The organism is Acidimicrobiales bacterium (assembly GCA_025455885.1).
Taxonomy (GTDB): domain Bacteria; phylum Actinomycetota; class Acidimicrobiia; order Acidimicrobiales; family Acidimicrobilacustridaceae; genus Rhabdothermincola_A.
The window spans coordinates 159315-186178 of record JALOLR010000004.1 but is presented as its reverse complement, the minus strand read 5'-3'; the positions used below and the strand labels follow the sequence as shown (position 1 = coordinate 186178).

At 72.1% G+C, this 26864-nt stretch carries 26 protein-coding genes and 1 other RNA gene; 10 read left to right on the top strand and 17 right to left on the bottom strand.

The annotated features are described in order from the left end of the window. Positions 1–16: 16 nt before the first annotated feature. Together MUE36_05180 and rnpB are read left to right on the top strand one after the other, a co-directional pair. Positions 17–817: a ferritin-like domain-containing protein gene (locus MUE36_05180; protein ID MCU0310318.1), complete on the top strand. Its 801-nt coding sequence runs from the start codon at positions 17–19 to the stop codon at positions 815–817. A gap of 35 nt (positions 818–852) precedes the next feature. After that, positions 853–1232, top strand: an RNA gene (gene rnpB / locus MUE36_05175) — RNase P RNA component class A. A 38-nt stretch (positions 1233–1270) separates the two neighbouring features. Here rnpB and MUE36_05170 read toward each other — a convergent pair. From MUE36_05170 to MUE36_05160, 3 genes are all read right to left on the bottom strand, one after another. After that, a complete protein-coding gene (locus MUE36_05170) occupies positions 1271–1927 on the bottom strand; it encodes a hypothetical protein (GenBank protein MCU0310317.1) in 657 nt (218 codons plus the stop codon). Positions 1928–2130: 203 nt separating this feature from the next. Continuing rightward, positions 2131–2874: a hypothetical protein gene (locus MUE36_05165; protein MCU0310316.1), complete on the bottom strand. Its 744-nt coding sequence runs from the start codon at positions 2872–2874 to the stop codon at positions 2131–2133. Between the two features lie 38 nt (positions 2875–2912). Beyond that, positions 2913–3665 carry an SDR family oxidoreductase gene (locus MUE36_05160; GenBank protein MCU0310315.1) on the bottom strand — a complete coding sequence of 251 codons (753 nt, stop codon included), beginning with the start codon at positions 3663–3665 and terminating at the stop codon, positions 2913–2915. Positions 3666–3861: 196 nt separating this feature from the next. On the opposite strand from MUE36_05160, the gene MUE36_05155 reads away from it, so the two are divergent. The 6 genes from MUE36_05155 (at position 3862) to MUE36_05130 (ending at position 10909) form a co-directional block, all read left to right on the top strand. Further along, positions 3862–5199: an amidohydrolase family protein gene (locus MUE36_05155; GenBank protein ID MCU0310314.1), complete on the top strand. Its 1338-nt coding sequence runs from the start codon at positions 3862–3864 to the stop codon at positions 5197–5199. 64 nt (positions 5200–5263) lie between these two features. Continuing rightward, on the top strand, positions 5264–6085 hold the full coding sequence (locus MUE36_05150; GenBank protein MCU0310313.1) for an SDR family oxidoreductase: 822 nt from the start codon (positions 5264–5266) through the stop codon (positions 6083–6085). Continuing rightward, positions 6082–6855, top strand: coding sequence for a ThuA domain-containing protein (locus MUE36_05145; protein ID MCU0310312.1), 774 nt, complete (start codon positions 6082–6084; stop codon positions 6853–6855). The genes MUE36_05150 and MUE36_05145 overlap by 4 nt, the downstream gene beginning before the upstream one ends. Then, a complete protein-coding gene (locus tag MUE36_05140) occupies positions 6852–8057 on the top strand; it encodes a cytochrome P450 (GenBank protein MCU0310311.1) in 1206 nt (401 codons plus the stop codon). Before MUE36_05145 ends, MUE36_05140 begins: the two co-directional genes overlap by 4 nt. A 4-nt stretch (positions 8058–8061) precedes the next feature. After that, positions 8062–9057 carry an amidohydrolase gene (locus MUE36_05135; protein MCU0310310.1) on the top strand — a complete coding sequence of 332 codons (996 nt, stop codon included), beginning with the start codon at positions 8062–8064 and terminating at the stop codon, positions 9055–9057. A gap of 130 nt (positions 9058–9187) precedes the next feature. Next, positions 9188–10909 (top strand): carotenoid oxygenase family protein, encoded by a 1722-nt coding sequence (locus tag MUE36_05130; GenBank protein MCU0310309.1) that lies wholly within the window; start codon positions 9188–9190, stop codon positions 10907–10909. A gap of 61 nt (positions 10910–10970) precedes the next feature. Here the strand turns inward: MUE36_05130 and MUE36_05125 are convergent, their stop codons facing one another. Further along, positions 10971–12401, bottom strand: a complete 1431-nt coding sequence (locus MUE36_05125; protein MCU0310308.1) for a carotenoid oxygenase family protein — start codon at positions 12399–12401, stop codon at positions 10971–10973. A 131-nt stretch (positions 12402–12532) separates the two neighbouring features. Between MUE36_05125 and MUE36_05120 the strand changes: the two genes are divergently transcribed. After that, on the top strand, positions 12533–13279 hold the full coding sequence (locus tag MUE36_05120; GenBank protein MCU0310307.1) for an SDR family oxidoreductase: 747 nt from the start codon (positions 12533–12535) through the stop codon (positions 13277–13279). Positions 13280–13339: 60 nt separating this feature from the next. Here the strand turns inward: MUE36_05120 and MUE36_05115 are convergent, their stop codons facing one another. The 5 genes from MUE36_05115 to MUE36_05095 all read right to left on the bottom strand — a co-directional run bounded on the left by MUE36_05115 (position 13340) and on the right by MUE36_05095 (position 18978). Beyond that, complete coding sequence (locus tag MUE36_05115; GenBank protein ID MCU0310306.1) at positions 13340–14050, bottom strand: ATP-binding cassette domain-containing protein; 711 nt, start codon at positions 14048–14050, stop codon at positions 13340–13342. Between the two features lie 29 nt (positions 14051–14079). Further along, a complete protein-coding gene (locus MUE36_05110) occupies positions 14080–14841 on the bottom strand; it encodes an ABC transporter ATP-binding protein (GenBank protein MCU0310305.1) in 762 nt (253 codons plus the stop codon). Next, positions 14838–16793: an ABC transporter permease gene (locus tag MUE36_05105; protein MCU0310304.1), complete on the bottom strand. Its 1956-nt coding sequence runs from the start codon at positions 16791–16793 to the stop codon at positions 14838–14840. Before MUE36_05105 ends, MUE36_05110 begins: the two co-directional genes overlap by 4 nt. A gap of 101 nt (positions 16794–16894) precedes the next feature. Then, positions 16895–18193 (bottom strand): ABC transporter substrate-binding protein, encoded by a 1299-nt coding sequence (locus tag MUE36_05100; GenBank protein MCU0310303.1) that lies wholly within the window; start codon positions 18191–18193, stop codon positions 16895–16897. Positions 18194–18381: 188 nt separating this feature from the next. Then, positions 18382–18978, bottom strand: a complete 597-nt coding sequence (locus MUE36_05095) for a TetR/AcrR family transcriptional regulator (GenBank protein MCU0310302.1) — start codon at positions 18976–18978, stop codon at positions 18382–18384. Positions 18979–19167: 189 nt separating this feature from the next. Here MUE36_05095 and MUE36_05090 point away from each other — a divergent pair, with 189 nt between their 5' ends. After that, the gene (locus MUE36_05090) at positions 19168–20739 is read left to right on the top strand and encodes an AMP-binding protein (GenBank protein MCU0310301.1); all 1572 of its coding nucleotides are present in this window, start codon (positions 19168–19170) and stop codon (positions 20737–20739) included. An 18-nt stretch (positions 20740–20757) separates the two neighbouring features. Here MUE36_05090 and MUE36_05085 read toward each other — a convergent pair whose 3' ends face one another. The 8 genes from MUE36_05085 to MUE36_05050 form a co-directional block, all read right to left on the bottom strand. Beyond that, entirely contained in the window at positions 20758–21597 is an 840-nt protein-coding gene (locus MUE36_05085; GenBank protein MCU0310300.1) for a hypothetical protein, read from the bottom strand. Then, positions 21594–22880 (bottom strand): Rieske 2Fe-2S domain-containing protein, encoded by a 1287-nt coding sequence (locus MUE36_05080; GenBank protein MCU0310299.1) that lies wholly within the window; start codon positions 22878–22880, stop codon positions 21594–21596. Before MUE36_05080 ends, MUE36_05085 begins: the two co-directional genes overlap by 4 nt. Before the next feature lie 100 nt (positions 22881–22980). Next, positions 22981–23457: a hypothetical protein gene (locus MUE36_05075; protein ID MCU0310298.1), complete on the bottom strand. Its 477-nt coding sequence runs from the start codon at positions 23455–23457 to the stop codon at positions 22981–22983. 98 nt (positions 23458–23555) lie between these two features. Beyond that, entirely contained in the window at positions 23556–23747 is a 192-nt protein-coding gene (locus MUE36_05070; GenBank protein MCU0310297.1) for a ferredoxin, read from the bottom strand. Beyond that, a complete protein-coding gene (locus tag MUE36_05065) occupies positions 23747–24970 on the bottom strand; it encodes a cytochrome P450 (GenBank protein ID MCU0310296.1) in 1224 nt (407 codons plus the stop codon). Before MUE36_05065 ends, MUE36_05070 begins: the two co-directional genes overlap by 1 nt. Positions 24971–25051: 81 nt before the next feature. Then, positions 25052–25639, bottom strand: a complete 588-nt coding sequence (locus tag MUE36_05060; protein ID MCU0310295.1) for a histidine phosphatase family protein — start codon at positions 25637–25639, stop codon at positions 25052–25054. Positions 25640–25649: 10 nt separating this feature from the next. Next, positions 25650–26147 carry a hypothetical protein gene (locus tag MUE36_05055; GenBank protein ID MCU0310294.1) on the bottom strand — a complete coding sequence of 166 codons (498 nt, stop codon included), beginning with the start codon at positions 26145–26147 and terminating at the stop codon, positions 25650–25652. Continuing rightward, entirely contained in the window at positions 26144–26857 is a 714-nt protein-coding gene (locus MUE36_05050) for a C4-type zinc ribbon domain-containing protein (GenBank protein MCU0310293.1), read from the bottom strand. The genes MUE36_05055 and MUE36_05050 overlap by 4 nt, the downstream gene beginning before the upstream one ends. Positions 26858–26864 lie beyond the last annotated feature (7 nt).

Sequence of the window (26864 nt, the reverse complement as noted above, 5' to 3'; positions counted from 1 at the left end):
ACCCGAGAGGAACCAGATGACCATCGACCTCCCCAACGACGAGATCCGCCGCCAGCTGCGAGCCGCCGATCGCGAGCAGCAGGCCGCGCTGCCGACCTGGCGCCGGGCCGTGCGCCGTGCGTTCGACCCCGCCTCCGGCACGCCCGCCGACGAGCGGGACCGCCTCCTCGGCCTCCCGACGCGTCGCACCTTCCTCACCGGTGGTGCCGTCGTCGCCGCGGGGGGGCTGCTGGTGGCATGCGGGGGTGGCAGCGACGAACAGGTCGCCATCACCGGCTCGATCCCGGCGGCACCCGACTCCTCCACCACCACCGCCCCTGGTTCGCCGGCCGGCGACGTCGTCGTGTTGTCGACCGCCCAGTCCCTCGAGCTGCTCGCCGTCGACGTCTACCAGGCCGCCCTCGACTCCGGGCTGCTCGAGACCGCCGCCATCATCGAGACCGCCGAGCTCTTCCAGAGCCAGCACGTCGAGCACGGCGAGGCCATCGGATCGGCGCTGGTCGATCTCGGGGAGCCCGAGGTCACCGAACCCAACCAGTATCTCCTGACCGAGACCGTCACTCCGGCGCTCGACGAGCTGAGCGACGAGATGTCGGTCGTCGCCCTGGCCCTGGCGGTCGAGAACATCGCCGCCTCGACCTACGTCAAGAACACGCCCGCGCTCACGGTGCCGGCGCTGCGCCAGGCCGCCATGTCGATCGGCGGGGTCGAGGCACGGCACATGGCGGTCCTGCGAGGCGTGCTCGGCACCGTGCCCGTCCCCGGCGCGTTCTTCCGCACCGGTGCGTCCGTCCCGGAAAAGGCGCTCATCACCTGACCTGGTGACCGAGGTGGCACACTGGCACTCGATGGTGAGTCGGCCGGGTGACCGCGGCCCGGCGCCGCATCCCGTGCGGTGACCGGGTCGAGGAAAGTCGGGACTCCGCAGGGCAGGGTGCTGGCTGGCGCCAGTCGGGGCGACCCGAAGGAAAGTGCCACAGAGAACAGACCGCCGATGGCCGGCCGGGCGACCGGGCGGCACAGGCAAGGGTGAAACGGTGCGGTAAGAGCGCACCAGCGCCCGGGGCGACCCGGGCGGCTCGGTAAACCCCACCCGGAGCAAGGCCGAATGTCGGGTACGGGCGGCCCGTCCGCCCCCTCGGGGGCAACCCGCTGGTAGGCCGCACAGATGGATGGTCACCCAGGCGCCGGGAGGCGCTGGACAGAATCCCGCTTACAGGCCGACTCACCATCACACCTACGTCGGTCACGGTGCGCCGGGCCACCCCACTCACTCGTCCTGGTGGTCTTGGCTGACGGCGGGTTCCGGACGGCGGAGCAACCTCCGGCCCGTCAGCCCGGAGGCAGCTCCCGCCGCCATCAGGCCGAGCCCAACCGCGGCGACCTCGATGCGAGCACCCTCGACGTAGGCGTCGGGACACGGCACGGGACGCCAATCGGGGCCTGACCCGTTGACGAGGCTCTCCCCCCGACATTCGACGGTGGTGCACCTGTCGCAGGTCCGTCGAGACGGTGCCGAGGGAGCCGATGCCAACAGGAGAGCACCGCCGAGCAGAGCGACGCCCGAGAGCACCAGCAGGACCGTGGCGGTGCTGCGGGATCGTCGGTTGTGCACGTTGGAGTAGATGGCGGCCGACAGCGCCACCACCAGTGGCAACACCACCAACGTCAGTGCGATGGCGCTCTCGTTCCGGTCGCTGAACGGGCGGAAGGCATCATCACTTCGCCGTCCGATCGGGATCAGGTAGGACGGCCCGATCCATCCGTAGAGGACCAGACCGACGACCATCACGAAGACCCCGAACCCGATGACCCATGGTGAGAGCCCCCTGGGCTGCGGCTCGCTCGACGGCGGCATGATCACCACGGAATGGCGGTCGCTCGGCGGTGGCGGCAACGACGAGTAGTCGGATTCGGGATGGGCCACGGCGACACCTCCTCGGGCGTCCACCGACACCATCCCACCATCCTTGACAGCCGGATAAGGGTCGATCGTCACCTGGTGACTGAGGGCAGGCCCGCGCCCCCACTGGATCCCGAGTGCTCGGCGTCGAGATTCGACCTGGACCTTCGTCCCTCACAGCCCGAAGCCACGAACCGCTGATCTGAACCGCCCGGTCCGGACCGGCGTCAGAGCCCCAGCGCCCGGGCCACTGCAGCCCCCGTGACGGCGTTGTTGAGGTAGGGCTCGGGGTCATGGGCCCGATGCCCGTTGTCGATGAGGTGGTCGGTGACCCGGGGGCCGAACTTGTCGGCGAGGTCGGGCACCGCAGCCTGATCGCCCCGCGCCGCGATGTTCACCCAGTTGGTGGTGGATCCGGGCCAGGGGCCGAACCCGTCGCTCCCCTCCGGCTCCAGCCTCGAGAAGACCATCGACGAACCGAGGGGCGATCCGAGGGTGATGAGCGTGTCGATCTCGATCTGCGGGTTCGCGGCGAGGGCCTGGTGGGTGATGACCGTGCCGAGCGAGTGGGCGATCACCAGTCGGGTGTCGTCGTCGAGGGCGTCGAGGAAGCGTCGGCGCACCTGCGCGCGGATCGTGTCGTCACCGCTCATGATCGCGATCATGTCCACGGTGCGGTCGTAGGCGGCCTTGCCGGCCGCCTGGCTGAGGAACCCGAGCGCCTTCTCCCCGCCGATCGCGTCGAGCATCTCGACCGCACCGGCCCGCGACCGTTCCCACTGGTCGGCCTCGAGGCTCGAGAGGTCGAGTCGGAAGAGGTCCCCGTAGAAGCAGACGCCGACGTCGTCGGCCCCGATCGTCACGCCGTGGTGCCACAGCCCGTCCTGCAGCGCAGGGAGCCAGCGCGACTTCAGCTCGTGGGGTCCCCACAGCTCGTTGAAGGCCCCGTGGACCAGGATCACGCGTGCCATCGCCGGAGCGTACGCGGCGAGGGAGCCGACGACGCCGGTCAGGCCAACGTGGCGCCGTCGACCCTCAAGCACTCACCGTTGACGTGGGCGGCGTCGTCGGAGGCCAGGAAGGCGATGGCGCTGGCCACCGTCTCCGGCCCGCGCACCTGGTCGAGCGGCGAGATGCGGGCGAAGAGGTCGAAGTCGAGTCCCTCGGACGGGAAGTCGATCTCCCTGATCGGGGTCTCCACGCCGCCGGGGGCGACGGCGTTGACCCGCAGGCCCCGCTTCCCGTACTCGACGGCGAGGGTGTAGGTCATGGCCAGCACGCCTCCCTTGCTGGCCGCGTAGGCCAGCATCCACGGGTGGCCGGCGAGGCTCGACGTGGAGGCCGTCATCACGATGTTGCCGCCGGTGGCGAGGAGGTGGGGCAGGCACTCCCGGGTGACGAGGAAGGTGCCGGTGAGGTTGACGGCGAGGAGCTGGTCCCACTGGGCCAGGCTGACCTCGTGGCTGTGGGTGGCGGTGCGCAGGATCCCCGCCACGTTGCACAGCGAATCGAGCCGCCCGAGCTCGTCGACGACGTCGGCCACCGTGGCCACCACGGCGGCCTCGTCGCTGATGTCACAGACCCACGACCGCGCCGACGCCCCCGCGGCGCGCGCCGCCGACGCCACCTCCTGCACGGCCTCGGCCTGGACGTCGACACAGGCCAGGGTCGCTCCTTCGGCGGCGAGGCGCTCGACGGTGGCGCGGCCGATGCCCGACGCCGCTCCGGTGACCAGGACGACCTTGTCCTCGAATCGCTGCATGTCCTCGCTCCGTTTCCTGCCCGCTCCCGTCGCGGTCGGCACCATGGTGGCCCACCGGCCACCGGCGCCGGGCACCCGGAGCGACGGCGGGCCCTCCCGGGTCGCGACCGCGTGGGTTAACGTTGTTCACCCGAAGGTGCCCCCGGCGCCCGGAGCCTCGGAGCGCCGGACGCCGGAAGTTCGTGACGAGGGAGGCATGGCCATGAGCGCAGGCACACAGGTCCTCCTCGTCGGGGGGGCCGTGATCGACGGCACGGGAGCGGCGCCCCGGACGGGCACCGACGTGCTGATCGAGGTCGACCGGATCGTCGCCGTCGGCGACGACGCGGCGACACGGGCCGAGCCCGAGGTCCGCAGGATCGACGTCGCCGGCTGCACGGTGATGCCCGGGCTGATCGACGCCCACTGCCACATCACCTTCGGCGAACCGGCGAACAACGACGAGCTCTTCTTCCACCGCCCCCAGTCGACGGCGATGCTCGTGGCGGCGTTCAACGTGCCCAAGCTCCTCCGGGCCGGGGTCACCGGATTCCTCGACGCCGACTGCATCCACGACCTCGGACCGGCCCTGCGCGACGGCATCGAGGCCGGCCTGGTCGAGGGCCCACGCATGGCCTCCGGACTCAACGCCCTGCTCACCGCGGCCGGCGGCACCGCCGGGCGCCTCATCCCGGATTCCGGGCGGGTCGGCTACGCCCACGTGATGACCGACCGGGCGGAGATGGTCCGCACCACCCGCCAGCAGGTCAAGCACGGCGCCGACTGGATCAAGATCCACGTCACCGGCTCGCTGCCCAACACCCGGGGCGAGATCACGGTGTGGTCGCTCGACGAGCTCAAGGCGGTCACCGACACCGCCCATGCGCTCGACACCCCCACCATCGCCCACTGCCGCAACGCGGACTCGACGCGACTCGCCGCCGAGGCCGGCGTCGACCTCATCCTCCACGCGTCCCATCTCGACGACGCGGCCGTGGCGGCGATCGTCGAGAGCGGTGCGGCGGTGGCCCCCACGTTCACGTTCCTCGCCAACCTCGCCGACCACGGCGACAAGGTGGGTGCGGCGACGGCCCAGGTCGACCTGTTCCGCGGCGAGATCGACGCGACCGCAGGCATGTTGCGAACGGCCCACGACGCCGGCGTGCCCATCCTGTGCGGGTCGGAGAGCGGATTCGCCCTCACCCCCTACGGGCACTGGCATGCCCGCGAGATGGAGATCCTGGTCGAGGCCATGGGCCTCGACCCCCTCCAGGCCATCTCCTGCGCCACCCGCAACGGCGCCATCGCCCTGCGCCTCCCGATCGGCTCCATCGGGGTGATCGCCGCCGATGCCAAGGCCGACGTCCTCGTGGTCGACGGGAATCCCTCCACCGACATCGGTGTCCTCGGCGACCGCCGCCGAATCCGGCACGTCTTCTCCCGTGGCCGAGCGGTGGACCTCGCTCGCCCGTGGCCCGAGCGCGACCAGCTCCCCGGCGAGAAGGTCGGGGTGTGGGCCGCGCAGCCCCTCACCTGGGAGATGGTGAACCCGTGACGACGGAGGCGGACCCGGGGCGTGACCACGGAGCTCTGGCCGGCTCTGACGACGGCCCCGGCCGATGAGCCCGTCCAGCCTCGTCGTCACCGGCGCCGGCCACGGCCTCGGCGCCGCCATCGCCGGGGCCGCCGTCCGGGCGGGATGGACCGTCGGGGTGCTCGACCGTGATGGCGCCGCGGCGGCCCGAACCGCGGACGGGCTCGGCGACCGCGCCGTCGCGCTGGTCGCCGACACGACGATCGAGACCGACCTGGACGCCGCCCTCGATCGCTTCGCCGACGAGACCGGCCGCCCGGCGCCCGACGGCGTGGTGTGCAACGCGGGCGTCGTCCGCTTCGGACCGCTGCTCACCCACTCCGCCGACGACTTCCGGGCCGTCGTCGACGTCAACCTGTCCGGCACCTTCCTGACGGCGCGGGCCGTGGCCCGTCGTATCATCGACACCGGCCGACCGGGGGCGATCGTCACCGTCACCTCCATGAACGGCGTCGCCCCCGGCCCCAACGCCGGCGCCTACGGGGCCACGAAGGCGGCGATCGCCCTGCTCACCGGGCAGATGGCGCTGGAGTGGGGGCCGTTGGGCATCCGGGTCAACGCCGTCGCCCCGGGGCTGATCGACACCGGCATGTCCGAGCCGATCTACGCCGATCCCGACATCCGCCGCCGCCGATCCGAACGGGTGCCGACGGGCCGGCTCGGCACCGGTGACGACGTGGCGGCCGTCGTGCTGTTCCTGCTCTCCCCCGCCGCCGGCTACGTGAACGGCACCGAGATCCTGGTCGACGGCGGGGTCACCAGGTCGGTGATCGCCACCCTTCCCCGCCCCGAGGCGGTCGACTCGGTGGGGCCGCGCCTCGGCGACCGGACTGCGCCCCCGACGTGACCCGCAACCTGCTCCTCTCGGGTGGACCCGGTCACGACTTCGGTGCTCTCGCCGGGTCGGTCACCGCCCTCCTGCACGAGGAGGGCATCGAGACCACGGTCGTGACCGACCCCACCGAGATGTTGTGCGAGCTGTCGGGCCCCGAGCGCGCCGGCGGTGACCCCTACGACCTGCTGACCGTCCACGCGCTCCACTGGGGCATGGCCGCCGAGCGCTACGCCCACCTCCGCGACGCCGAGCCCTACACCCTCCCCCCCGCCGGCGCGTCCACCATCGGGCGCTTCGTCGCGGGCGGCGGCGGCCTCCTCGCCCTCCACGCCGCCGTCATCTGCTTCGACGCCGAGCCCACGTGGCACTCGCTGTGCGGGGCGTCCTGGAACTGGGCCACCTCGTCGCACGAACCCGTCGGCGACGTCACGGTCACGGTCACCGACGCCGGGCGTGGGCACGACGTCACCGCGGGGCTCGAACCCTTCTCCGTCCTCGACGAGGTCTACGAGCGCCTCGACTCGGATCCGGGGCTCGTCCCCCTCCTGGTGAGCGAGACCGCGGGCCGACCCCGTCCCGTCCTGTGGGCCCGTGAGTTCGGCGAGGGGCGCACGGTCACCGACGTCCTGGGGCACGAGCCCGCCTCCGTCGAGCACCCGAGCCACCGCTCGATCCTCCGCCGGGCCGCGGTCTGGGCCGCCAGGAAGAGTCCCGGTGCGTCCGGGCCCGGCACGACCGGCCACCCGGGCGAGTGGCGACCAACCCAGGAGCGACGACCATGACCGCATCGAACGAGGTGACGATCACCGCCTACGACGAGGCCCGCGACGCCTTCCGTCAGAAGCAGCTCCGACAGGCGCTCTACGACGCCGGCGAGGTCGTCATGGCGGACGTGCTCGTCAACCTCCACGGCGACGAGCACCGGTCGCGGCGGCGCCTCGAGAACCGGCTGTTCCGTCGCGAGACCCACGCCCGGTACGAGCGCGAACTCTTCCCGCCGATCGTGGAGGAGACGCTCGCTCCGCACGTGGCCGGAGGCCGGGCCGAGCTGGTCAGCCTGAGCCATCAGATGATGATGAACCTGGCCGCGTCCACCGCGGGGGTCGACCGACCCGCCCGCACCGCTGACGAGACGTTCCGCCTCTACTCCTACATGATGCTGTTCATCGAGGGCGCGACCCTCGCTCACCACACCGGGGACCGGGACGCGAAGCGACAGGAGGTGGAGCGAGCCCTGCGCGAGTTCGACGCCGAGTTCCTGCAGCCGTCGATCGCCCGTCGTCGCGCCGAGCTCGCCCGCCTGGCGGCGGGGCAGATCGACGAGGAGGACCTCCCCAGGGACGTGCTCACCGTCCTGCTGCGCAACCGGGAGGACCTCGATCTTGCCGACGATGTGGTGCTGCGCGAGACGTGCTTCTACCTGCTCGCCGGCGCCCACACGTCGGCCACGGCGTTCGTGCGGACGCTCCACAGCATCTTCGAGATGACGACGACCTCGCCCGCCGACGCCGAACGGGCGCGGCAGGACATGGACTTCCTCCAGCGCTGCGTCCACGAGACGGTGAGGCTGCAGCCGTCGAGCCCCGTCGCCATGCGATGGGCGCTGGAGGAGGTCTCGCTGAAGGGCGGCGCCGTCGTCAACCCGGGCGACAAGGTCGTCATCGACCTCATGGCGGCCAACCGGGACCCCGACGCGTTCGGCGAGCACGCCGACCGCTTCGACCCCCACCGTCGCCTCCCCGCCGGCGTGGCGCCCTGGGGCCTCAGCTTCGGCCTCGGCATGCACGCCTGCATCGGCCAGGAGCTCGCCGCCGGAACCGATTCCCTGGGGGCTCCGCCCGGCGAGGACCACCTCTACGGCCTGGTCCCGGTGGCCGTCCGCGCCGTACTGGCCGCCGGTGGGCGACCCGACCCCGATGCCCCGGCCGAACTCGACCCCGAGTCGGCCCGGGGATACTGGCGTCGGTACCCGGTGGTGTTCTGAGCCGATGATCGACCTGCACGCCCACGTCGTGCTCGACTCCGTGCTCGGCGCCGCGGGAGATCTGGGCCCCGAGCTGGACGACGGCGACGAGACCGCCGGCCGGCCTCCGTGCTTCCGGGTCGGCAGCTACACCCTCGTCGGGGTGCGCTACCGCGGCAGCCCGTTCATGGACCTCGACCGCCGGCTCGAGGCCATGGACGCCGCCGACATCGACGTTCAGGTGCTGTCCCCGAACCCGCTCACCTACTTCTCCCACGTCGAGGCCGAGTGGGCCGACCGCTTCTGTCGACGGCACAACGACGAGCTCGCGGCGCTGGTGGCCCGGGCCCCTGAGCGCATCCGGGGCTTCGCCCAGCTCCCGATGCAGGATCCCCCGCGAGCCCGGGCCGAGCTCGAGCGTGCTGTGGGCGAGTTGGGGCTGGTGGCGCCGTACCTGGGAACCGATCTCGGGCGTCCACTCGACGATCCGGCCTTCGACGAGATCTGGGCGACCTGTGTCGGGCTCGATGTCCCCGTGTTCTTCCACCCGGCGCCCGACGGCATCGACCGTCCTCGACGGGACGAGCGGCTGGAGCGCTTCGACGGCGACCTGTGGCTGGGCTTCCTCTACGAGGAGACCCTCGCGGTGTCGGCGCTCGTCCTCGGCGGGGTCCTCGACCGACACCCCGGTCTCGACGTCTGCATCAGCCACGGCGGCGGGGCGACCTCCTGGCTGGCCGAGCGCATGGCCCACGCCGCCCGCACCCGCCCGTGGGCCCGGGGCGCGCTCCGAGAGCCCGGCGCGGTGGCGCAGCGACTGGGCCGGATCTGGTGGGACGCCCACGTGGGCGGGCCCTGGGCGCTCGCCGCCCTCCTCGGCGCCTTCGGACCCGACCGGCTCGTGGCCGGCACCAACCTCGCCGGATGGGACCAGTCGTCCGACCCGTCGTGGGGCGACGCCGCCCTGGCGGCGACGATGGACGCCAACGCCCGCCGGCTCCTGCGGCTCGACCGGCGTTGAGGACGCGCCGGCGACGGATGGCCTGACAGCGGCCCCTTGCGCGGATACCCTGCTGAACACCGTTCACCCGCCATCGCCGCGGTCGTCGCCGCATCCGTCGCCCTCTGGCGCCGGGACCAGGGAGAGAACCATGCCGACACCCCGATGCCTCACGACCGCCCCCCACGCCGACTTCGAGCTCGAGGTCGTCGACGGCGTGTGGCCCGACGACATCAGCGGGGAGATGGTGTTCTCGAGCCCGCAGCACTGCACCGACATGGACTACGGGATCTTCGACTGGGGAGCGATCTGCCGCCTCGCCCTCGAACCCGGCACCCGGGGCGCCGCGCCGGGGCGCTTCGCGTGGCAGACAAGGTCCATCCAGTCCCCCGGGAAGCGCCTCTGGGACCGGCTTCCCGCACAGTTCGCCACGAGCGGCACGGGCTACCAGTCGGTGCTCGGCGCCGCGAACGCGTCGAACACCGCGCCCCTCCCCTGGGGCGGTCGCCTCTTCACCACCTGGGACGCGGGGCGACCCGTCGAGCTGCACCCGGGGACGCTCGAGTTCGTGGCCGAGGTCGGCCACCGTGACAGCTGGGGCGGGAGCTCGCTCGACACGCCGGGGATCCTGCCGTTCCTCCTCTCCTCGGCACACCCCGTCGCCGATCCCGACCGTGACTGCCTCTGGAGCGTCAAGCTCGACTTCGTGATGGAGCCGACGTTCGGGATGCGCCCGGCGGTCGTCCGCTACGACCGCGCCGACGGCACACAGGTGCGCTACTGGCCCCTCGACGGGATCGTGTTCGGCGGCTCCACGCACACCGTGAGCCAGACCCGCGACTGGATCATCCTGGCCGACTCGGGCAACTTCAAGCCCGACCCGGCGGAGATGGTCGGCGGCGAGCGGGAGCTGACCATCGACGACGAGGTGCCCGTGTGGCTGATCCGCAAGGATCAGCTCGAGGGCCTGCCGAGCGGCACGCCCGTCACCCCCGTCACGCTCGCCATGTCCCCGCCCACCGGCCACTTCTACGCTCGCTGGGAGGACACCGACGGCATCTCGGTCGTCTGGGAGGGCATGGACCTCATGGACCTCGCCCTCTACCTGAAGCCCGGCGACCTCGACGTGAACGGCAACCCCGTCGACCCGGCCGCGGTCGGCCTCTACAACATGGCGATGGCCCCCGAGAGCATCGTCGAGGTCCTCTTCGACCCGACGACCGGCACGGCCGTCGAGCGCGGCGTCTACCGCGACGACTGGACGTTCAACCTGCAGCTCTCGGCCATGGACTGGTCCGTCGAGGGGATGACCAGGCCGACGCTCCATCACGTGACCTACCAGGGGTGTCGCCCGGGGAACATCTCACAGCGGGCGGCAGAGCTCTACGCCGGACGCATCGACCTCGACCAGCTCCGACACGAGACCCCCGGCGCCCTCGCCACGTTCGAGCGGGGGTCGATGGACCTGAAGGCGAGGTGGGAGTACCCCGACCTCGGGGACCACATCACGTCGCCGACCTTCGCCCCCCGCGACTGCGGGAAGGACGCCGCCCGCAGTGCCTACGCCGGCGGGGACCCGGGCGGCCACGACGGCTACGTGGTGCAGCCGGTGCTGTCCGACTCGGGCTTCCGGGTGGAGCTCTTCGACGCCGCCGCCGTCGGTCGGGGTCCTGTCGCCGTCCTGGCGGGGACGAACCGGGAGTGTGTGCCGTTGGTGTTGCACTCCGCCTGGATGCCGGCCCACGACGACCTGGTCGACGCCGAGCGCCTGCGGTTCTCCGACGAGCTCACCGACGAGCTGATGGCCGCCGTCCCCGAGGAGCTGCACGGCGCCATCCGCGAGGTCGCTCGCGAGTGCGACGACCTGTTCTGACGACGCCGACGCCCGGGCATCGTCAGAGGTCGCGACGTCGTCGGTACAGGGGTCCGTCGGGTCAGTCGGCGGCGAACCAGTTGGCGTGGAAGCCGAACGGCATGCGCCGGGGCAGGTGGACCCGGGCGATGGGACCGGCCGCCACGTCGGCGGCGTCGAGCACGCAGACGTCGGTGCGGTCGGTGGCCGAGTCGTGGACGGCGTTGATCAGCCACCCCTCGTCCTCGGCGCGGCCCCGGGGGTCGGGGGCGAAGACGCTCTCCCCCACGTGACCGGTGGGTCCGGCGGTCCATACCTGGCGGCCACCGGTCGCGTCGTCGTAGCGCACGATGCTGTCGAAGTCGCCGAGCCGTCGGCCCGGGGCGACCACCGCGGACATGTAGTGGTAGCGGGAGCGCACGCCGTTCAGGTCGTCGTTGAAACGGGCGAAGTCGCCGCCGAGATCGTCGGTCTGCTCCCACCCGGCCGTGCCCGAGGCCAGGTCGACCCAGAAGCGGGCCGGGTAGGGCGGGACGTTCCGGTCCGGGGACTCGCCCGCCCCGGAGACGTCGAGCCCGAAGTCGGGGCGCTCGAACCGGGTGCCGGAGAACTCGATCCGGTCCCCCTCGGCCCAACCGTTCCAGAAGTGCTGCACGTGCCCGGGATCGATCTCGAACCAGCGCACGTCGTCGGCGGCGCCCAGGCGCGGCATCACCCCGATGCGGGTGCCGTTCTCGGGTCGCCACGACGCCATCGAGCCCTCGTCGAGCTTGTCGACGTCGAGGACGATGGGTGAGTCGAGGAAGACCGCGTGCTGCTCGGTGATGACGAAGTCGTGCATCATCACCGGTGACGGGATCTCGAGCTTGGCGCGGTGCACGAGCGCGCCGCGGGCGTCGACCACGTAGTAGCGGATCACGGGCTCGAACACCGAGTAGGCGAAGAAGAACATCTCCCCGGTGCGCGGGTCGATGCGGGGGTGTGCCGTCATGGCGCCCCTGAGCCTGCCGTCGAAGTCGTACTCGCCGACGGTCTCGAGGTCCAGCGTGATCTCCGTGGGCAGACCCCCCTCCCAGAGGGCCAGGTAGTGGCCGGCGTGACGGATGACGTGGGTGTTGGCCGGGTTCTTGACCGGGCCGGCGTCGCCCACCAGCGACTCGTCGGGGAAGCTCATCACGTCGGCGAGCCCGGGGTAGACGGCACGGCCCAGGTCGACCTCGGCCTGCAGCCCCCGCGAACGGACCCAGCGGTTCCGGTAGGACACGCCGCCGTCCTCGAACCGCACACCATGCAGCATGCCGTCGCCGTCGAACATGTGGTACCGCCCGATCGGCGGGAACAGCGGGTTCGGCCCGTTGCGGACGAACGACCCCCGCAGGCCGTCGGGGAGCCGACCGGTGACCTCGAGGCCGGTGAGGTCGACCTCGGTGTCGACGGGGAACATGTTGCCCTCGAGGTCGGGTTGTCGGTCGGGATCGGTGACGTGTCCGATGAAGCCGGCGGCGTTGCCCACGATGCACTCCTTGTATGGAGGTGGGTCACACCGGACCCGCTCCTCCTGCGGAGGTTAACAGCGTTCAGCGACCTCCGTGCCAGAACCTCCGCCACCCCGGCGTCCACCGGGATCTGAGGTAGACCTCACCCATGGATCTCGGACTCCGGAACAGGCGGGCTGCGGTGTCGGCGTCGAGCGCCGGGCTCGGTCTCGCGACCGCCAGGGCGCTCGTCGACGAAGGGGCACGGGTGGCGATCTGCGGCCGGGACCCTGCCCGGCTGGCGGCGGCGGCGTCGGAGCTGGGAGCCGAGACCGTGGCCATCGAGGCCGATCTGGCCAGTGCCGAGGGCGCCGCCGCCTTCGTCACCGAGGCCGAGGCACGACTCGGGGGCATCGACATCCTGGTGGCCAACGCGGGCGGCCCACCGAGCGGGTCCGCCACCGCGACCACCCTGGAGGAGTACCGATCGGCACTGGAGCTGAACCTGCTCTCCACCATCGCCATGTGCCTCGGTGCCGTGCCGGGGATGCGGGAACAGGGCTGGGGCCGCGTCGTCGCCATCACGTCCGTCGGCGTGCGCCAGCCCATCCCCTTCCTGGCGGCATCCGTCACCGCCCGCACCGGCGTCACCGGCTTCCTCAAGACCCTGGCCGCCGAGGTGGCCTCCGACGGCGTGACGGTGAACTCCATCCAGCCCGGCAGCCACCTGACCGACCGACTCCGCAGCCTGCACCAGGACCAGGTCGACGCCCTGGCGGCGGAGATCCCCGCCGGGTTCCTCGGCGACGCGGCCGACTTCGGCGCCGCGGCGGCCTTCCTCTGCAGCCGGCAGGCACGCTTCATCACCGGCACCTCCCTCCTGGTGGACGGCGGCGCCTCGCGGGGGCTGCTCTGAGCCCGGGCCCGAGGGCGACCGACGTCGCCGCCACCTCCGACGACCGCGGTCCCCGTCGCGTCAGCCGGGGTGGATATCGCCCAGGTAGCCCGCCTCGACCAGGTCCGGCCGAGCCCGAACCTCGCCGGCCGTCCCCTCGAAGGTCACCCGGCCCTGGCTGAGCAGCGAGGCACGGTCGGCGACCTCGAGCACCAGCGGCACGTGCTGTTCGACGACCAGGATCCCCGTGCGGGTGTCCGTCGCGATCGACCGCAGCACCGGGAGCAGCTGCTCCACGATGATCGGGGCCAGCCCCAGGCTGAGCTCGTCCACCAACAGCAGACGGGGGGCCGGGTGGACGGCCCGGGCCAACGCCAACATCTGCTGCTCCCCGCCCGACAGGAGCCCGGCCTTGCGGCCCATGACCCCCTCCAGCTGCGGGAACCAGCCGAGGATCTGGTCGAGGGGCACGCCCTCACCCCGTGCCGGTCGGCCCAGGCGGAGGTTCTCCGCGACCGTGAGGTCGAAGAACAGGCCCCGGTCCTCGGGCACGTGGGCGACGCCCGTGCGCGCCCTGCGCCAGACCTCGGCGACGGGAGTGCGCCGCCGTGGACCGCCGGACCGCCCGAGCACGGTGAGCGTGCCTCCCGTGAGTGGCACGAGCCCCGAGATGGTCAGCAGGGTGGTGGTCTTCCCGGCCCCGTTCGCGCCGAGCAACGCGACGACCTCCCCGGCGTGCACGACCAGGTCGACGCCGTGCACCACCTCGACACCGTCGTAGCCGGCGGACACGGCGTCCAACCGGAGCAGCTCCTCGGCACTCACCCCGGCCCCCCGTCGCCGGCCTGACGGCCGAGGTAGGCGGCGATGACCCGGGGGTCACGGCGGACCACGGCGGGGGGACCGCTGACCACCACCTTGCCGTAGTCGAGGACGTGGACGGCGTCGCACACGTTCAGGATGAGCGACATGTCGTGGTCCACCACCAACACGGTGGTGCCCAGCTCGGAGAGCCGGCGCAGGGTCGCCGCGAGCTCGGTGGTCTCAGCGGGGTCGAGCCCGGCAGCGGGCTCGTCGAGCAGGACGAGCTTGGGCGAGGCGACGAGGGCGCGGCCCAGGGCGACCATGTGACGCTGGCCGTTGGACAGCTCGACCGGGAGGCGGTCGGCGAGAGGCACCAGACCCAGGAGGTCCAGGACCATGTGGGTCTCCCGGTTGTCGTGCACCTTGGGCCACAGGGCGTCGGTCAGGGTGTCCCAGAGCGACGGGGTGTGGGCGGCGACCAGGAGGTTGTCCAGGACGGTGAGGTCGTCGAACAGCTCGAGGGACTGGAAGGTCCGCACCAGACCCGCCTTGGAGCGGGCGTGGGCGGAGGCCCGGGTGATGTCGCGGCCGTCGAAGGTGATCGTCCCCCACGACGGCGACGTGAAGCCGGTCAGCGCGTCGATGAAGGTGGTCTTCCCGGCCCCGTTCGGTCCGATGAGGCCGACGACCTGCCCCTCGTCGAGGGCGAGGTCGACATCGGCGAGAGCGACGAGCCCCCCGTGCCTGACGGTGAGGCCCTCGACGTCGAGCAGCGTCATGGATCCACCGTCGCCGGTTGGGTCGCCTCGGCCTGCGGGTCCGGCCGGTCCGCCGCGGGTGGCACAGCCCGCGTCGACCGGGAGAGGCCCGCCCGCGCCAGCCCGGTGAGCCCGGCCGGGGCCCAGATGGCCGCCGCGATCAGGGCCAGCCCGCTGATCGCGAAGACATAGGTGTTGGCCTCGGACCCGGAGATGTCGTCGACGGCGACCACGACCACCCCGGCCTGGGCGAGGAGGCCGGCCACCAGCGCTCCGCCCACGCTCGACACGCCGGCCAGGTAGGTGAGCGCCACCGCGACCAGCGAGCCGATCACCACGAACGAGCTCGGCGACAGCGTGGTCACCGAGAAGGCGGTGAGCACACCGCTGAGCCCGGCGAGGAACGACGAGACGGCGAAGGCGCCCAGCTTCGCCCGCGTGACGTCGATCCCGGCGGCGGCGGCAGCCCGCTCGTTGGCCCGGACCGCCAACCACCGCAGACCGGTGCGGTTCCGGCGGAGGTTGGCGACCGCCAGGCCGGCCAGGGTGAGCACGCCGAGGCAGACGAAACCGAAGGCAGGACGGAAGTTGTCGCCGCCGATGGCCGAGACGCCCACGTCGATGCCGAACAGGTAGGGCCGGGGGGCCGACGAACCGGCCTGGCCGTTGGAGAGGTTGGGGCTGGCCAGCACGAGACCTTCGATGGCCACCGCGAGCGCGAGGGTGGCGACGGCCAGGCTCATGCCCCGCACCCTGGTCGCCGGCCAACCCACGAGGACGCCGATGACGGTGGCCAGGAGCGCGGCCACCACCAGGGCGACCGGGAAGGGGACGCTGTTCTCGGTGAGTCGGATCGACGTGAACCCGGCCACGCCGGCGAAGGCGAGCTGGGCGAGGGAGATCTGCCCGCTGAACCCGGTCAGCACCACCACGGACAGGGCGAGCAGGGCGAACACCATCGAAACGATGAGGCCCTGGCGGTAGCCGGCCCCGAGGGTCACGAGCGCGACCGAGACCAGTCCGACCAGCGTGACCGCCCAGACCGCGATGTGGCGAGGGTGCGGGGAGGGGGGCAGGCGTCGGCCGGCGACCGCGGCCCGATCCGGCAGCGCGTCCCCTCGCCAGACGAGCACCCCGATGATCACCGCCGCCGGGATGATCTGCTGCAGGCCGGTCGTGGGGAGCCAGTCGGGGATGATCGAGGTGTCCGGACGCACCGCCCAGCCCAACACCAGGGACTGCGCCATGCCGATCGCCAGGCCCGCCGCGGTGGCGATCCCGAACGAGTGCAGGCCGCCGAGCAGGGCCGCCGCCAGCGCCGGGATGACGAGCAGCGAGGTGGTGGGGCTGAGGCCGGCGATGGGTTCGATGAGGATGATGGCGGCGCCGGCGAGCACCGACGCCAGTGCCCAGCTGATGCTCGCCAACCGGTCCGGCGCGATGCCGAGCAGGAGGGCTCCCTTCTCGTTGCCCTCCGCGGCCCGCGTGGCCAGCCCGAAACGGCTGAACCGGAACACCGCGGCCAACGCCACGGCGACGGCGCCGACCAACGCGACGAGGATCAGACGGTTCTCGGTGACGGTGGCGCCGAGCAGTTCGACCGGCCCGTCGGGCAGCACGGGGCGACGCACGACGACCGAGGCACCGCTGATCGGGAACCGCAGTCGCACGATCTCCTGGAGGTAGAGCAGCAGACCCAGCGAGGCGACGACCCGGGCCAACGCCGGCGCTCGACGCAACGGCCGGAAGACGAGCAGGTAGACCACCAGCCCGAGGGCCGTTCCGATGACCAGCGCGAAGGCGAGAGCGGTGACCAGCGTGGGCCGGGTGAGCAGGTGGACGCGTGCAGGCAGCCCGAGGACCGGGAGGACCCAGTCACCCGTCTCGCGGAACTCGAAGTAGGCGTAGGCGACGTACATGCCCATGGCGGCGTGGGCGAAGTTGACCACCCCCGACGAACGCTGCGTGAGGATCAGCCCGAGCGCCAGGGAGGAGATGACCGCGCCTCCGCCGAGGCCGGCGAGCAGGTAACCGAGGTACTGGCTGATGGGAACGCTCCGGAGCTCTGGGGAGGTCAGCCGCGGTAGATCCGACCGACGTCGATCCAGTCGGTCACCTGGCTCAGCTGCCGATCCTGCATCCGGGCGAGGATCTGCTGGGGGGAGCAGAGCGCCGGCAGGCCGTCGAACTGCTCACCGTCGCAGGTGTAGGGGTGGCCGCCGAAGTTCGGGGCGCCGTCGGTCGCCTGGAGTGCGGCGGTGATGGCACCGGGGGTGATGTCACCCCCGAGCTGGCTCAGGATGGCGTAGAGGTTCATGAGCGACCGGAACGACACGGTCCCGGCGCCGACGGGATCGAGGCCGTCGCCGTAGGCGGTGACGACGCCCTCGTAGAGCTCGCCGTCGGGCATCGCCGAGTCGCCGGACAGGGGGCCGTCCACGTTGAAGTACACGCCGTCGGTGTTGTCGACGCTGACCTGGTCGACGATCGCCGGCGCCGCGCAGGCCCCGACGTAGAAGGTGGCGGCGGTGATCCCCAGCGAGGCCACACCGTCGAACCCGGCCTTGCACCCGCTGTCGGCCGCGAAGACGATCATCGCGTCGGGCGAGCTCGACGCGGCTGCGGTGAGCGCGGGGTTGAGGTCGGTGGCCAGGACCGGGTACGGCACCATCTGAACCTCGGCCCCGGCGTCGCCGAGGACCTTTCGGGCCGCCTCGGCGCTGTCGGTGATGGACCCGAAGTCCTGGTAGACGATCGACACCTTCTTCGCACCCAGCTCCTCGGCTGCGTACCAGCCGAAGGCGACCCCTGCGGACTGGCTCCCCCCGCTCCACTGGAACGAGTTGGGGGAGGTGAAGGACTGGGCGCTGATGGGGATGCCCCCGACGAACGGGATGCCGTTCTGGGCGAGCGTCTCGATGCCGTTGCCGAACACGTCGATGCCGCCGAGCACGGCAGGAACCTCCTCCTCGACGAAGGTCTGGGCACACGAGGTGGACCCCTCGGCCGAGAACTCCGTGTTGCAGACGTCGAGCACGAGCGGCCGGCCGTCGACCCCGCCCATCTGCTCGTTGATGAACTCGATGCCCGCCTGCACGGCGAGGCTCAGCTCGGGATAGGAACCGGCCGGCGTGTTCTCCTGGTTGATCATCCCGAGGCGGATCGGCTCGCCGGTGGCCTTCGTGGGCTCACCGGGCACGTAGGGGGCGAGCACGGACCGGCGAGCGCAGTCGAGGAGCGCGTCGCTGGAGCAGGCGACGGGCTCGGTGTCGGTCGGTGCGGCCTGGGGATCGCTCTCGCTGCACCCTGCGGCGACCACGAGCAGCACGGCGACGGCGACCAGGGACGTCCGGATCCGTGCGGTGCGCCTCATCGTGTGCCTCTCCCCCTCGTGCGGATGGTGTCGCCGCTCGGTCGCCGGCCGGAGGCCTCGGACCACGACGGCCGAACACTGTTTAGCCCAGTCGGACCCGGGGCGCACCACCACCTCGGCCCGACGGTCCCACCCCGGGCCCGAGCGGCGCGCCCCCGGGTTCCGGCGCGACGCGGGCCCGCCCCCGCTCAGGCCCGATAGCCGGCGATCAGGCGGTCGGTGACCTCGTCGATCATGGCGTCCTCGACCTCCGGCGGCAGCGCCAGGCCGAGCTGCAGGACGGTGGCGACCCCGTGCGCGCCGCACCAGAGCGTGAGGGCCACCACCTGGGGGTCCTCGGCGGCGATGGCGCCCGCGGCGATGGCGTCCTCGATGGCACCGGTCGCGGTGGCGAACGCCATGGTCGTCGCCGGGGCCTCCGCCGTGGCGGGGAGGCCCGAGGCGGGGAGCGCCGGCGGCGCCAACAGCATCACCCGGAACAGCTCGGGGTTGTCCCGCGCGTAGGTGACGTAGGCCCGACTGTGGGCCCTGATGCGTTCGATCGGATCGGGGTCGTCGACCTCGTCGAAGCGCGCCGCCAGCCGGTCGATCTCGATCTCGGCGAGGGCGCCCAGCAGGTCCTGCTTGGAGCGCACGTAGCCGTAGAGCGCAGGGGCGGTCACGCCGAGCTGACGGGCCAGGCGCCGCAGGGAGAGCGCCTCGAGGCCGCCGGTCACGATCATGTCCCGAGCGGCGTCGATGATGGCGGCGCGCTGGAGCGGTGGTCGGTCGACGGGTGCGGTCACGCCGGAACTGTACCGGTCGGGTCGCTCGGGGTCGGCCGGCGCGGCACGGGGTGAACAGAGTTCACCGAGGCGTGGGGCTTGCTACCGTTCCGCCATGACCACGGCCTCGCCCCGCGTCCGGCCGTCCCTGGGAGCGGACCGCGGGCAGCGGCGGCGACCGCACGGCCCCCGCACGACGGGTCCTGCACGATGACCGCCATCCTCAATCCGATCGTGGCCGAGCGCCACGACGAACCCGCGGTCGTCGACGCCCGGGGCACTACCACCTGGGCGGAGCTCGACGAGCGGGTCACCCGACTCGTCCACGCCCTGCGTGACCGTGGTCTGGTCCGGGGCGACGCGGTCCTGACCATGCTCGGCAACCAGGCCGAGTTCATCGAGGTCACGTTGGCCTGCGCCCACGGCGGCTGGCTGCTGGTCCCCGTCAACTGGCACTGGGTGGTACGCGAGGTCGCCTACGTGCTGGCGGACGCTGAGGTCCGCGCCGTCGTGGTGGACCCCCGTTGGGCGGACGTGGTGGGTGAGGCCCTCTCCGGCCCCGACACCCCGGCTCCGGTGACGACGATGCTGACGGGGGACACGGAACCACCGGAGGGCTTCGCCTCCTACGAGGACGTGCTCGCCGCCAGTCGCAGCGACGAGATCGAGGATCCGCAGCGGGGTGGGCCGATGTTCTACACGTCGGGCACGACCGGCCGGCCGAAGGGGGTCCGCTCCACCCTCTCCACGATCGGCGGGCCCGCCGAGATGCTCACGCTGATCGCCCACTCGATGGCCCCGCTGATCGGCGTCACCCCCGGGGGTCGCGACGTCATGTGCGTCTGCGGCCCGCTGTACCACTCGGCGCAGTGGGTCTTCGGGCTCGCCTCGCTGTGCTGCGGCGCGACCCTCGTTCTGCAGCACCGCTTCGACGCCGAGGAGCTCCTCGGGCTCATCGACCGCCACGGGATCACCAACCTTCACCTCGTGCCGACCCAGATGATGCGCATGCTGGACCTGCCCGAACCGGTCCGCCTGGCCTTCGACGGATCGTCGCTGCAGCGGGTGGTCCATGGCGCCGCCCCCTGCCCGCCGTCGGTCAAGCAGCGGATGATCGACTGGGTCGGCCCGATCGTGTCGGAGTACTACGGCGGCACCGAGGGCGGGTTCCTGGCGATGATCGACGCCTCGGAGTGGGCCACCCGCCCCGGCAGCGTCGGCCGGCCGGTCGAGATCATCGAGATCCTGATCCTCGACGGGTCCGGCGAACCCCTCGGGCCGAACGAGCCCGGCGAGATCTGGTTCCGCAACCTCATGGGATCGGAGTTCGAGTACCACAAGGCGCCGGAGAAGACGGCGGCGGCGCACCGCAGCGGTGGACTGGGGACCCTCGGCGACATCGGGTTCCTCGACGACGAGGGGTACCTCTACCTGAGCGACCGCAAGATCGACATGATCGTCTCGGGCGGGGTCAACATCTATCCGGCCGAGATCGAGGGCGTGCTCGTCGAGCACCCGGCGGTGGCCGACGCCGCCGTGTTCGGCGTCCCGGACGACGAGATGGGCGAGTCGGTGCACGCCGCCCTCGCGCTGGGTCCAGGGCAGGCGTGGTCCGACACGCTCCGCGACGAGGTCACCGGGTTCAGCCGAGCACGCCTCGCGGGCTACAAGGTGCCGCGGAGCTTCGAGGTCCACGTCGCGCTCCCCCGCAGCGCAGCCGGCAAGCTCACCAAGCGCGAGCTCCGCGATCCGTGGTGGGCCGACCGCGGCCGTTCCATCTGAGGGTGCCGGCGGCGCCGGTCACCAGTCGATGACCGGGTTGGGCGGGAAGAGACCGGGGCGCTCCGCGGCGAGGCGGGCGCAGTCCCAGCCGGCGTCGACCCGTTGCCAGATCACCGGGTTCCGCGTCGGGTCGTCGATCTGCTCCCACTGCGCGCTGGCCAGGAAGAGCGGGTTGCTCGCCCCCAGGATCAGCTGTTCGGAGCGGTCGGTGATGGAGCCGACCAGCCGGTCGGGGCTCTGCTGGATCAGGTCGTAGGCGAAGATCTCGCGACGGGCGAGGTACACCTCACCCTGGAGGTCCTCGGACACCTTGATCGAGGACGTCACCCCGGGGTTGCCGTCGCCGTCGGCGTCGATGACGCGGGGATCGGCGGGGTCGGTCGGCAGCGCCTCGACCGCCGGGTCCGCGAGGACGATGCCGATGGCCGTCGGGGTCGCCGGCCGCGTGACCCGTAGCCGACCCTCGACCTCGGTCACCTCGACCGGTGTGGCGATGGGCTTGATCGCCCCCGTCGCCGCGTCGGAGATCGAGACCTCGACGGCCTGGTCCATGACCGTGTCGGCATGGCAGAAGGTCATCTGGTTCCACAGCTGGCCGTCGCGCAGCTCCAGGTCGGAGAAGCCGGTGCTGATGATCAGCGTCTTCATCGCGTCGTCCTGGTACGCGACCGCGTCGAAGTGGGCGTAGCGGCCCACGAGGTCCTCGGCCCCGGGGGGCAGTGCTGAGGCGACCGTCGTCGCGGGGTCGGCGGCCGGCGAACCGGCGTCGTCGCTGCTGGAGCAGCCCGCAACCAGGACGGCCAGCGCGGCGACGCCCGCCGCGACCGACCGTCCTCGCACCCGCCCTCGGGCGCTCACCGTGGCTCCACGAACCCGTCGAGGGCGTCGGAGACGGCGGTGCCCGGCGGGAGGTCGTCAGGGCCGATGGCCAGGTCGACCGCCCGTTCGAAGTGGTGGATCAAACGCTCGTGCCAGCCCAGCTGGAAGGGGCGGGCCCCCGGGGAGGAGACCGACGCCTGGATCGGCGCCATGTTGGCCTTGTCCTGGGCCATCACCGTCTCGAAGAGCTCCATGCGATCGAGGTGCTCCTGGGGAACGTCGTCACCCGCCCAGGCCGGTGCGTACCACCGCAGCTCCAGCTCGGTGGTGGTGTCGCCGGTCGGCCACATGCACAGGAAGGTGAACGCACCCGTGTCCATCGGGACCACGAGGTTCGGGAAGATCCCGAACGAGGTCGAGGTCTGTCGCCACAGCAGCGGGACCGCAGGGTTGTCGTGCTCCTCCGACACCATGGGCATGTCGCGGAACATCTCGTGCTTCTCGACGTTCAGGCGGCTGTGGCCGTTCGGCAGCATCGAGACGGTCACCGACTGGTCGTTGTAGAGGAGCGCGGCGTTGTCGGGATGCACGGTCCGCACGTGGTACACCTCGAGGAAGGCGTCGACCATGAGCTTCCAGTTGCAGTCGAGGTGGTGCAGCTGGGTGCCGACGGCCCGCATGGCTCGGCCGTCGATCTCGGACATCTGGTCGGCGATCGGGCCGAGGAACTCGAGGAGCGCGACGGCGTCGAGGTCCTCGTTGACGAAGACCCAGCCGTCCCAGGTCTCGCAACGCACCGACACCAGCCCCAGCGAGGCGGTGTCGAGCCCGGGGAAGCTCCGGGCGTCGGGCACGGCCTTCAGCGTGCCGTCGGTGCCGTACGACCACGAGTGGTACTGGCAGGTCAAGCGCCGCGCCGTACCGCACTCGTCGCGCGTCACCGGGGCGCCGCGGTGGCGACAGGAGTTGTAGAAGGCCCGGAGGACCCCGTCGTCACCACGGACCACGACGATCGGGGCCCCGGACCGCGTCGTCAACCGGTAGGCACCGGCCTCGGGCCATTCCGACTCGTGGCCGGCGAAGAGCCAGCTGCGCCCGAAGACCCGCTCTCGCTCGAGCTCGTGGAACGCGGGGTCGGTGTAGCGCCCGGTCGGGATGGGTGGGATCGCGATGGCGTCGGGGGGCGGCGCCGTCCTGACCTTCTCCCCTTCGATCCGATCCCTGATCGTCGCTTCGAGCGTCGTGTCCATGGCTCTCCTTGCCCCCTCGCGCCCGGTGGCGCCGAGTGTCGCCAGGGTGCCGACCACCTCGGGCGGCCCCATGTCGTGAACACCGTAAACCAACGCGACGGCGCGCGGGTCCCGCCTCCGCCGGGCCTCGATCTCCGGGGCGGTAGTCGACGAACCCGACCGGACCCCGGGCTCAGCAGCCCAGCTGCTCGGCCACGCCGTCGAGCTGCTCGGCGTACCCGGCGACCGCCGCGCTGATCGCCGCCTGGCGCTCCTCGGCGGTGCCCTCGGCGTTCTCGACCGCGGTGTCGAGGGTCTGCTGGGCGCTGTCGAGCTGCTCGCCGATCCCGGCGGGCAGCTGATCGCCGAGCGCGCCGACGGCGGTGGACACGACACTGGCCCCGGTCTGGATCTGGGAGAGCTGGTCGGGCGGGATCTGCGCCCCTTCCAGCCCGGTGAGCTGCTCCTGGACGGCGGCGATGGCCGCGCAGGCCGGGGCGCTGGCCACCTGGTTGACGGCGTCGTCGACGGCGTTGCTCACCGTGTCGCCGCATCCCGCCAGGAGCGTCGCGGCGGCGACGGCGGCCATGGCGAGCAGTCCCCGTCCCCTGCGGCGTCCCCGGGGGGCGAGGGTGCGGTCGGGTGCGACGGGCGTTGCGGTGGAGGTCATGGGCGTCAGCTCATCACGCCCGAGCACCCCGCCGGTGTCACCCTCGCCGAGATCGGCGCGGAGAGCACGGCGCGGGACCCCCGCCGGCCGGCCGACGCTCAGCCCTCGATCGTGATGGCGTACTCGGGGCAGTTGTCGGCGGCGAGCCGGGCGACCCGCTCGTGCTCGGCGGGGACGTCGGCCCGCACGACGACCGCATAGCCCTCGTCGTCGGAGTCGAAGAGGTCCGGGGCGAGTGCGTAGCACCGGCCGTGCCCCTGGCACTTCTCACGGTCGAACACGATCCGCATCACACCGCCTCCGTCGTCGGGGCGACCCTGACCGGCAGTCGGCGAGGCCCTCTCACCTGCCCGGTCGACCACGAGACCTCGTCGGGATCGTCGAGCTCGAAGTCCGGGACGCGGGCCAACCACTCCTCGAGGGCCACCGTGAGCTCGAGTCGGGCGAGGTTGGAGCCGGCGCAGCGGTGGATGCCGACGCCGAAGGCCACGTGGCGGTTGCGCTCCCGGTCGATGACGAAACGGTCGGCGTCCTCGAAGGCCTCGGGATCGCGGTTCGCCGAGGGGAAGGACAGCAGCACCCAGTCACGTTCGGGGATGTGGGCGCCGCCGACCTCGACGTCGGTGGCCGCGATCCGAGCCATCGTGACCGGCGAGTAGAACCGGAGGAACTCCTCGACCGCTGTCGGGAGGAGGTCCGGTTCGGCCAGCAGGCGCCGACGGTCGTCAGGGTTCGTGGCGAGGTGGAAGAGGCTGGCCCCGATCGCCGACCAGGTGGTGTCGATGCCGGCGATCAGGAGGAGGGCGATGGTTCCCGTGACGTGGTCGTCGGTGAGGGGCTCGCCGTCCATCTCGGCATCGAGCAGGTAGCCGACGAGGTCGTCTCGCGGGTTCGCCCGATGGTCGTCGACGACCCGGTGGAGGTAGTAGTCGAGCGTGTCCTCGTAGGTGAGGCCCTCGAGACCGTCCCCCGGGGTCTCCATGATCCGGTGGATGAAGCCCCGGAACTTGTCGCCGTCGGAACGGGGGACGCCCAGCATCTCGGCGATGACCCGGACGGGGATGTGCTGCGCGTAGTCGACGGCGGCGTCGACGACGTCGCCCGGGCGGGCGTCCATCTCGTCGAGGAGCTCACGGCAGGCGGCGCGGGTGGCGTCCTCCCAGCGGGCGATGACCTTCGGGGCGAACGCAGGGAGGAGGAGGCGCCGGGCGCCGGCGTGGAACGGGGGGTCGGAGGTGATCGGGGGGGCGTAGCCGCGGGGGGCGATGCCCTCGGGCTTGAACGGGCTCACGATCACCCCCTCCGAGCTGAAGTGCTCGGTGTCGTGGGCGATGGCCACGACGTCGGCGTGGCGGGTGGGCAGCCAGGCCCCACCGAAGCGTTCGGTGTGCGCCACCGGGCACCGCTCGCGCAGTTCGTCCCAGATCTCGGGTGCCGCGGCGGCGTAGTCGGCGTGGGTGTGGTCGAAGTCGGTGGCCCAATCGGCGATCGGGTCCTTCTCGGCGGTCGTCATCGGAGATCCCCCTTCCCGGGGCATCCTGCCCCACTGCGGCCCCGGAGTCCCATTCTCGCTGATCGGGGCGTCACCGACCGCTCAGCCGGTCCCGAGGTGGGCCACCTCGTTGAACGTGTGCAGCACCCCGCCCCGCTCGGTGAGCTGGATGCGACTGATCGACGCCGGGGCGACCCACAGCCGCCAGGACGTCTCGTCACCGGCGCCGAGGGCCCAGGCCACGGCCGCCTTGATGGGCGAGACGTGGGTGACCACCACGGTCGTCCCGTCACCCGGTCGGGCCTCGGCCGCCAGACGGTCGAGGGCGACGCCCACCCGCTCGCCCAGGGCGCGCAGCGTCTCCCCGCCGGGCGGGGCGAAGTCGGGGTCGGCGCGCCACTGCGCCCAGGTGGCCGCCGGTACGTCGGCGAGGGGACGGCCGTCGAGCTCGCCGTAGTCGAGCTCGATCCACGCCTCGTCGACCTCGACGGGCAGCCCGAATTCCTCGGCAGTCTGACGGGTCCGCCGCAACGGGCTCGAGATGACCCGGTCGACCGGGCCGACCGCGGCCGCGAGCAGGCGCGCCTGCCCGATCCCGGTCTCGTCGAGGGGGGCGTCGATCCGGCCCAGCAGCTTCCCGGTCGCGTTGTGGTCGGTGCGCCCGTGCCGGACCACGACGATCATCGGCATGCCTCGCCCCTCAACACGTCGGCGGTCGTTCGACGACCCGTTCGAGGCGCCCGGTGGTCAGGAAGCGTCGGCGCACCTCGGGGTCGGCGAGGTCGAACGTGCGCCACACCCACACCAGGCAGGCCAGCCCGATCAGCTCGAGGATCACGATCACACCCGCTGGCCGCCCGAGCTCCGGGAGCCCGCCGTCGCCGAACGACCATCCGAACAGCGGCCACCAGAACACCTCGGCCCGCGCCCAGATCCCGTCGAGGACGAGGTGCATGAGCAGGCCGATCGGCAACCCGATCCAGCGGCGCCGCACGAGGCGGCGCTTCTGGGTGGTGAGCATCACGAGGGTGAGGAGGGCCACCGGGGCCAACAGGGTGTGCAGCAGCCGTGGTCCGCCGAGCACCACCTCGCCAACCGGGAGGACCGAGCCGAGCATCACGAGCCGGTAGTCGAGGGCGGGGCTGCGGAACACCCACCACACGAAGACGAAGCTGACCCCGGCGAACCAGAGGATCATCGCACGAGGATGCGGCCGCACTCCGGGCAGAACGCGACGGCATCGGGCGGCTCCTGACGAAGCCGCTCGACCTCGAGCGCGGCCAGGCCGAGGTGGCAGCCCTGGCAGGTCGATCCCTGGAGGCGGGCAATGGCGACACCTTCGTGCTGCGGACGGAGCCCCTCGTAGGCGGCCACGAGGGCCGGGTCGAGCCCGTCGACGAGCGCCGCCCGTTCGGCGTCGAGCTCGGCGATCCGCTCCTCGAGCTCGCGTTCGGCGTCGGCGAGCGCCGCGGCGGCCTCGTCGTGGTCGGCGGCGAGCCCGGCGTCCTCCCGATCGATCTCGGCGAGGCGGGCGTCGAGCGGCTCGGCCTCCTCCATCAGCTCGAGCACCTCGTCCTCGAGCTGGGTCCTGCGCCGGTTGAGGGACTCGAGATCGGCCTGGAGGGCCTGGGCCTCCTTCGGTGAGGTGATGGCGCCGCCGTAGAGCTGGGTGTCGACGTGGGCGATCTTGTCGCCGAGCCCGGCGATCTCGTCCTCGAGACGGCTCTGGCGGCTGCCCAGCTCGGCCCGTTCGGCGCGGACGGGCGCCGTCGTCGTGGCCAGTTCATCACGGGACCGGGCGGCCGCGTCACGACGGGCCCGTTCGGGGAGGGTCCGGTGGCGGTGGTGGAGCTGGTCGAGGGCGGTGTCGTGGCGTTGCAGGTCGAGCAGGCGCTCGAGGGCGGTCATGGCGACA

Coding starts and splice junctions, on each gene's coding strand:
- MUE36_05180 (MCU0310318.1), top strand. CDS start 17: ATGACCATCGACCTCCCCAACGACGAGATCCGCCGCCAGCTGCGAGCC.
- MUE36_05165 (MCU0310316.1), bottom strand. CDS start 2,874: ATGGCACGCGTGATCCTGGTCCACGGGGCCTTCAACGAGCTGTGGGGA.
- MUE36_05160 (MCU0310315.1), bottom strand. CDS start 3,665: ATGCAGCGATTCGAGGACAAGGTCGTCCTGGTCACCGGAGCGGCGTCG.
- MUE36_05155 (MCU0310314.1), top strand. CDS start 3,862: ATGGCCATGAGCGCAGGCACACAGGTCCTCCTCGTCGGGGGGGCCGTG.
- MUE36_05150 (MCU0310313.1), top strand. CDS start 5,264: ATGAGCCCGTCCAGCCTCGTCGTCACCGGCGCCGGCCACGGCCTCGGC.
- MUE36_05140 (MCU0310311.1), top strand. CDS start 6,852: ATGACCGCATCGAACGAGGTGACGATCACCGCCTACGACGAGGCCCGC.
- MUE36_05135 (MCU0310310.1), top strand. CDS start 8,062: ATGATCGACCTGCACGCCCACGTCGTGCTCGACTCCGTGCTCGGCGCC.
- MUE36_05130 (MCU0310309.1), top strand. CDS start 9,188: ATGCCGACACCCCGATGCCTCACGACCGCCCCCCACGCCGACTTCGAG.
- MUE36_05120 (MCU0310307.1), top strand. CDS start 12,533: ATGGATCTCGGACTCCGGAACAGGCGGGCTGCGGTGTCGGCGTCGAGC.
- MUE36_05110 (MCU0310305.1), bottom strand. CDS start 14,841: ATGACGCTGCTCGACGTCGAGGGCCTCACCGTCAGGCACGGGGGGCTC.
- MUE36_05100 (MCU0310303.1), bottom strand. CDS start 18,193: ATGAGGCGCACCGCACGGATCCGGACGTCCCTGGTCGCCGTCGCCGTG.
- MUE36_05090 (MCU0310301.1), top strand. CDS start 19,168: ATGACCGCCATCCTCAATCCGATCGTGGCCGAGCGCCACGACGAACCC.
- MUE36_05080 (MCU0310299.1), bottom strand. CDS start 22,880: ATGGGGCCGCCCGAGGTGGTCGGCACCCTGGCGACACTCGGCGCCACC.
- MUE36_05075 (MCU0310298.1), bottom strand. CDS start 23,457: ATGACCTCCACCGCAACGCCCGTCGCACCCGACCGCACCCTCGCCCCC.
- MUE36_05070 (MCU0310297.1), bottom strand. CDS start 23,747: ATGCGGATCGTGTTCGACCGTGAGAAGTGCCAGGGGCACGGCCGGTGC.
- MUE36_05065 (MCU0310296.1), bottom strand. CDS start 24,970: ATGACGACCGCCGAGAAGGACCCGATCGCCGATTGGGCCACCGACTTC.
- MUE36_05060 (MCU0310295.1), bottom strand. CDS start 25,639: ATGCCGATGATCGTCGTGGTCCGGCACGGGCGCACCGACCACAACGCG.
- MUE36_05055 (MCU0310294.1), bottom strand. CDS start 26,147: ATGATCCTCTGGTTCGCCGGGGTCAGCTTCGTCTTCGTGTGGTGGGTG.
- MUE36_05050 (MCU0310293.1), bottom strand. CDS start 26,857: ATGACCGCCCTCGAGCGCCTGCTCGACCTGCAACGCCACGACACCGCC.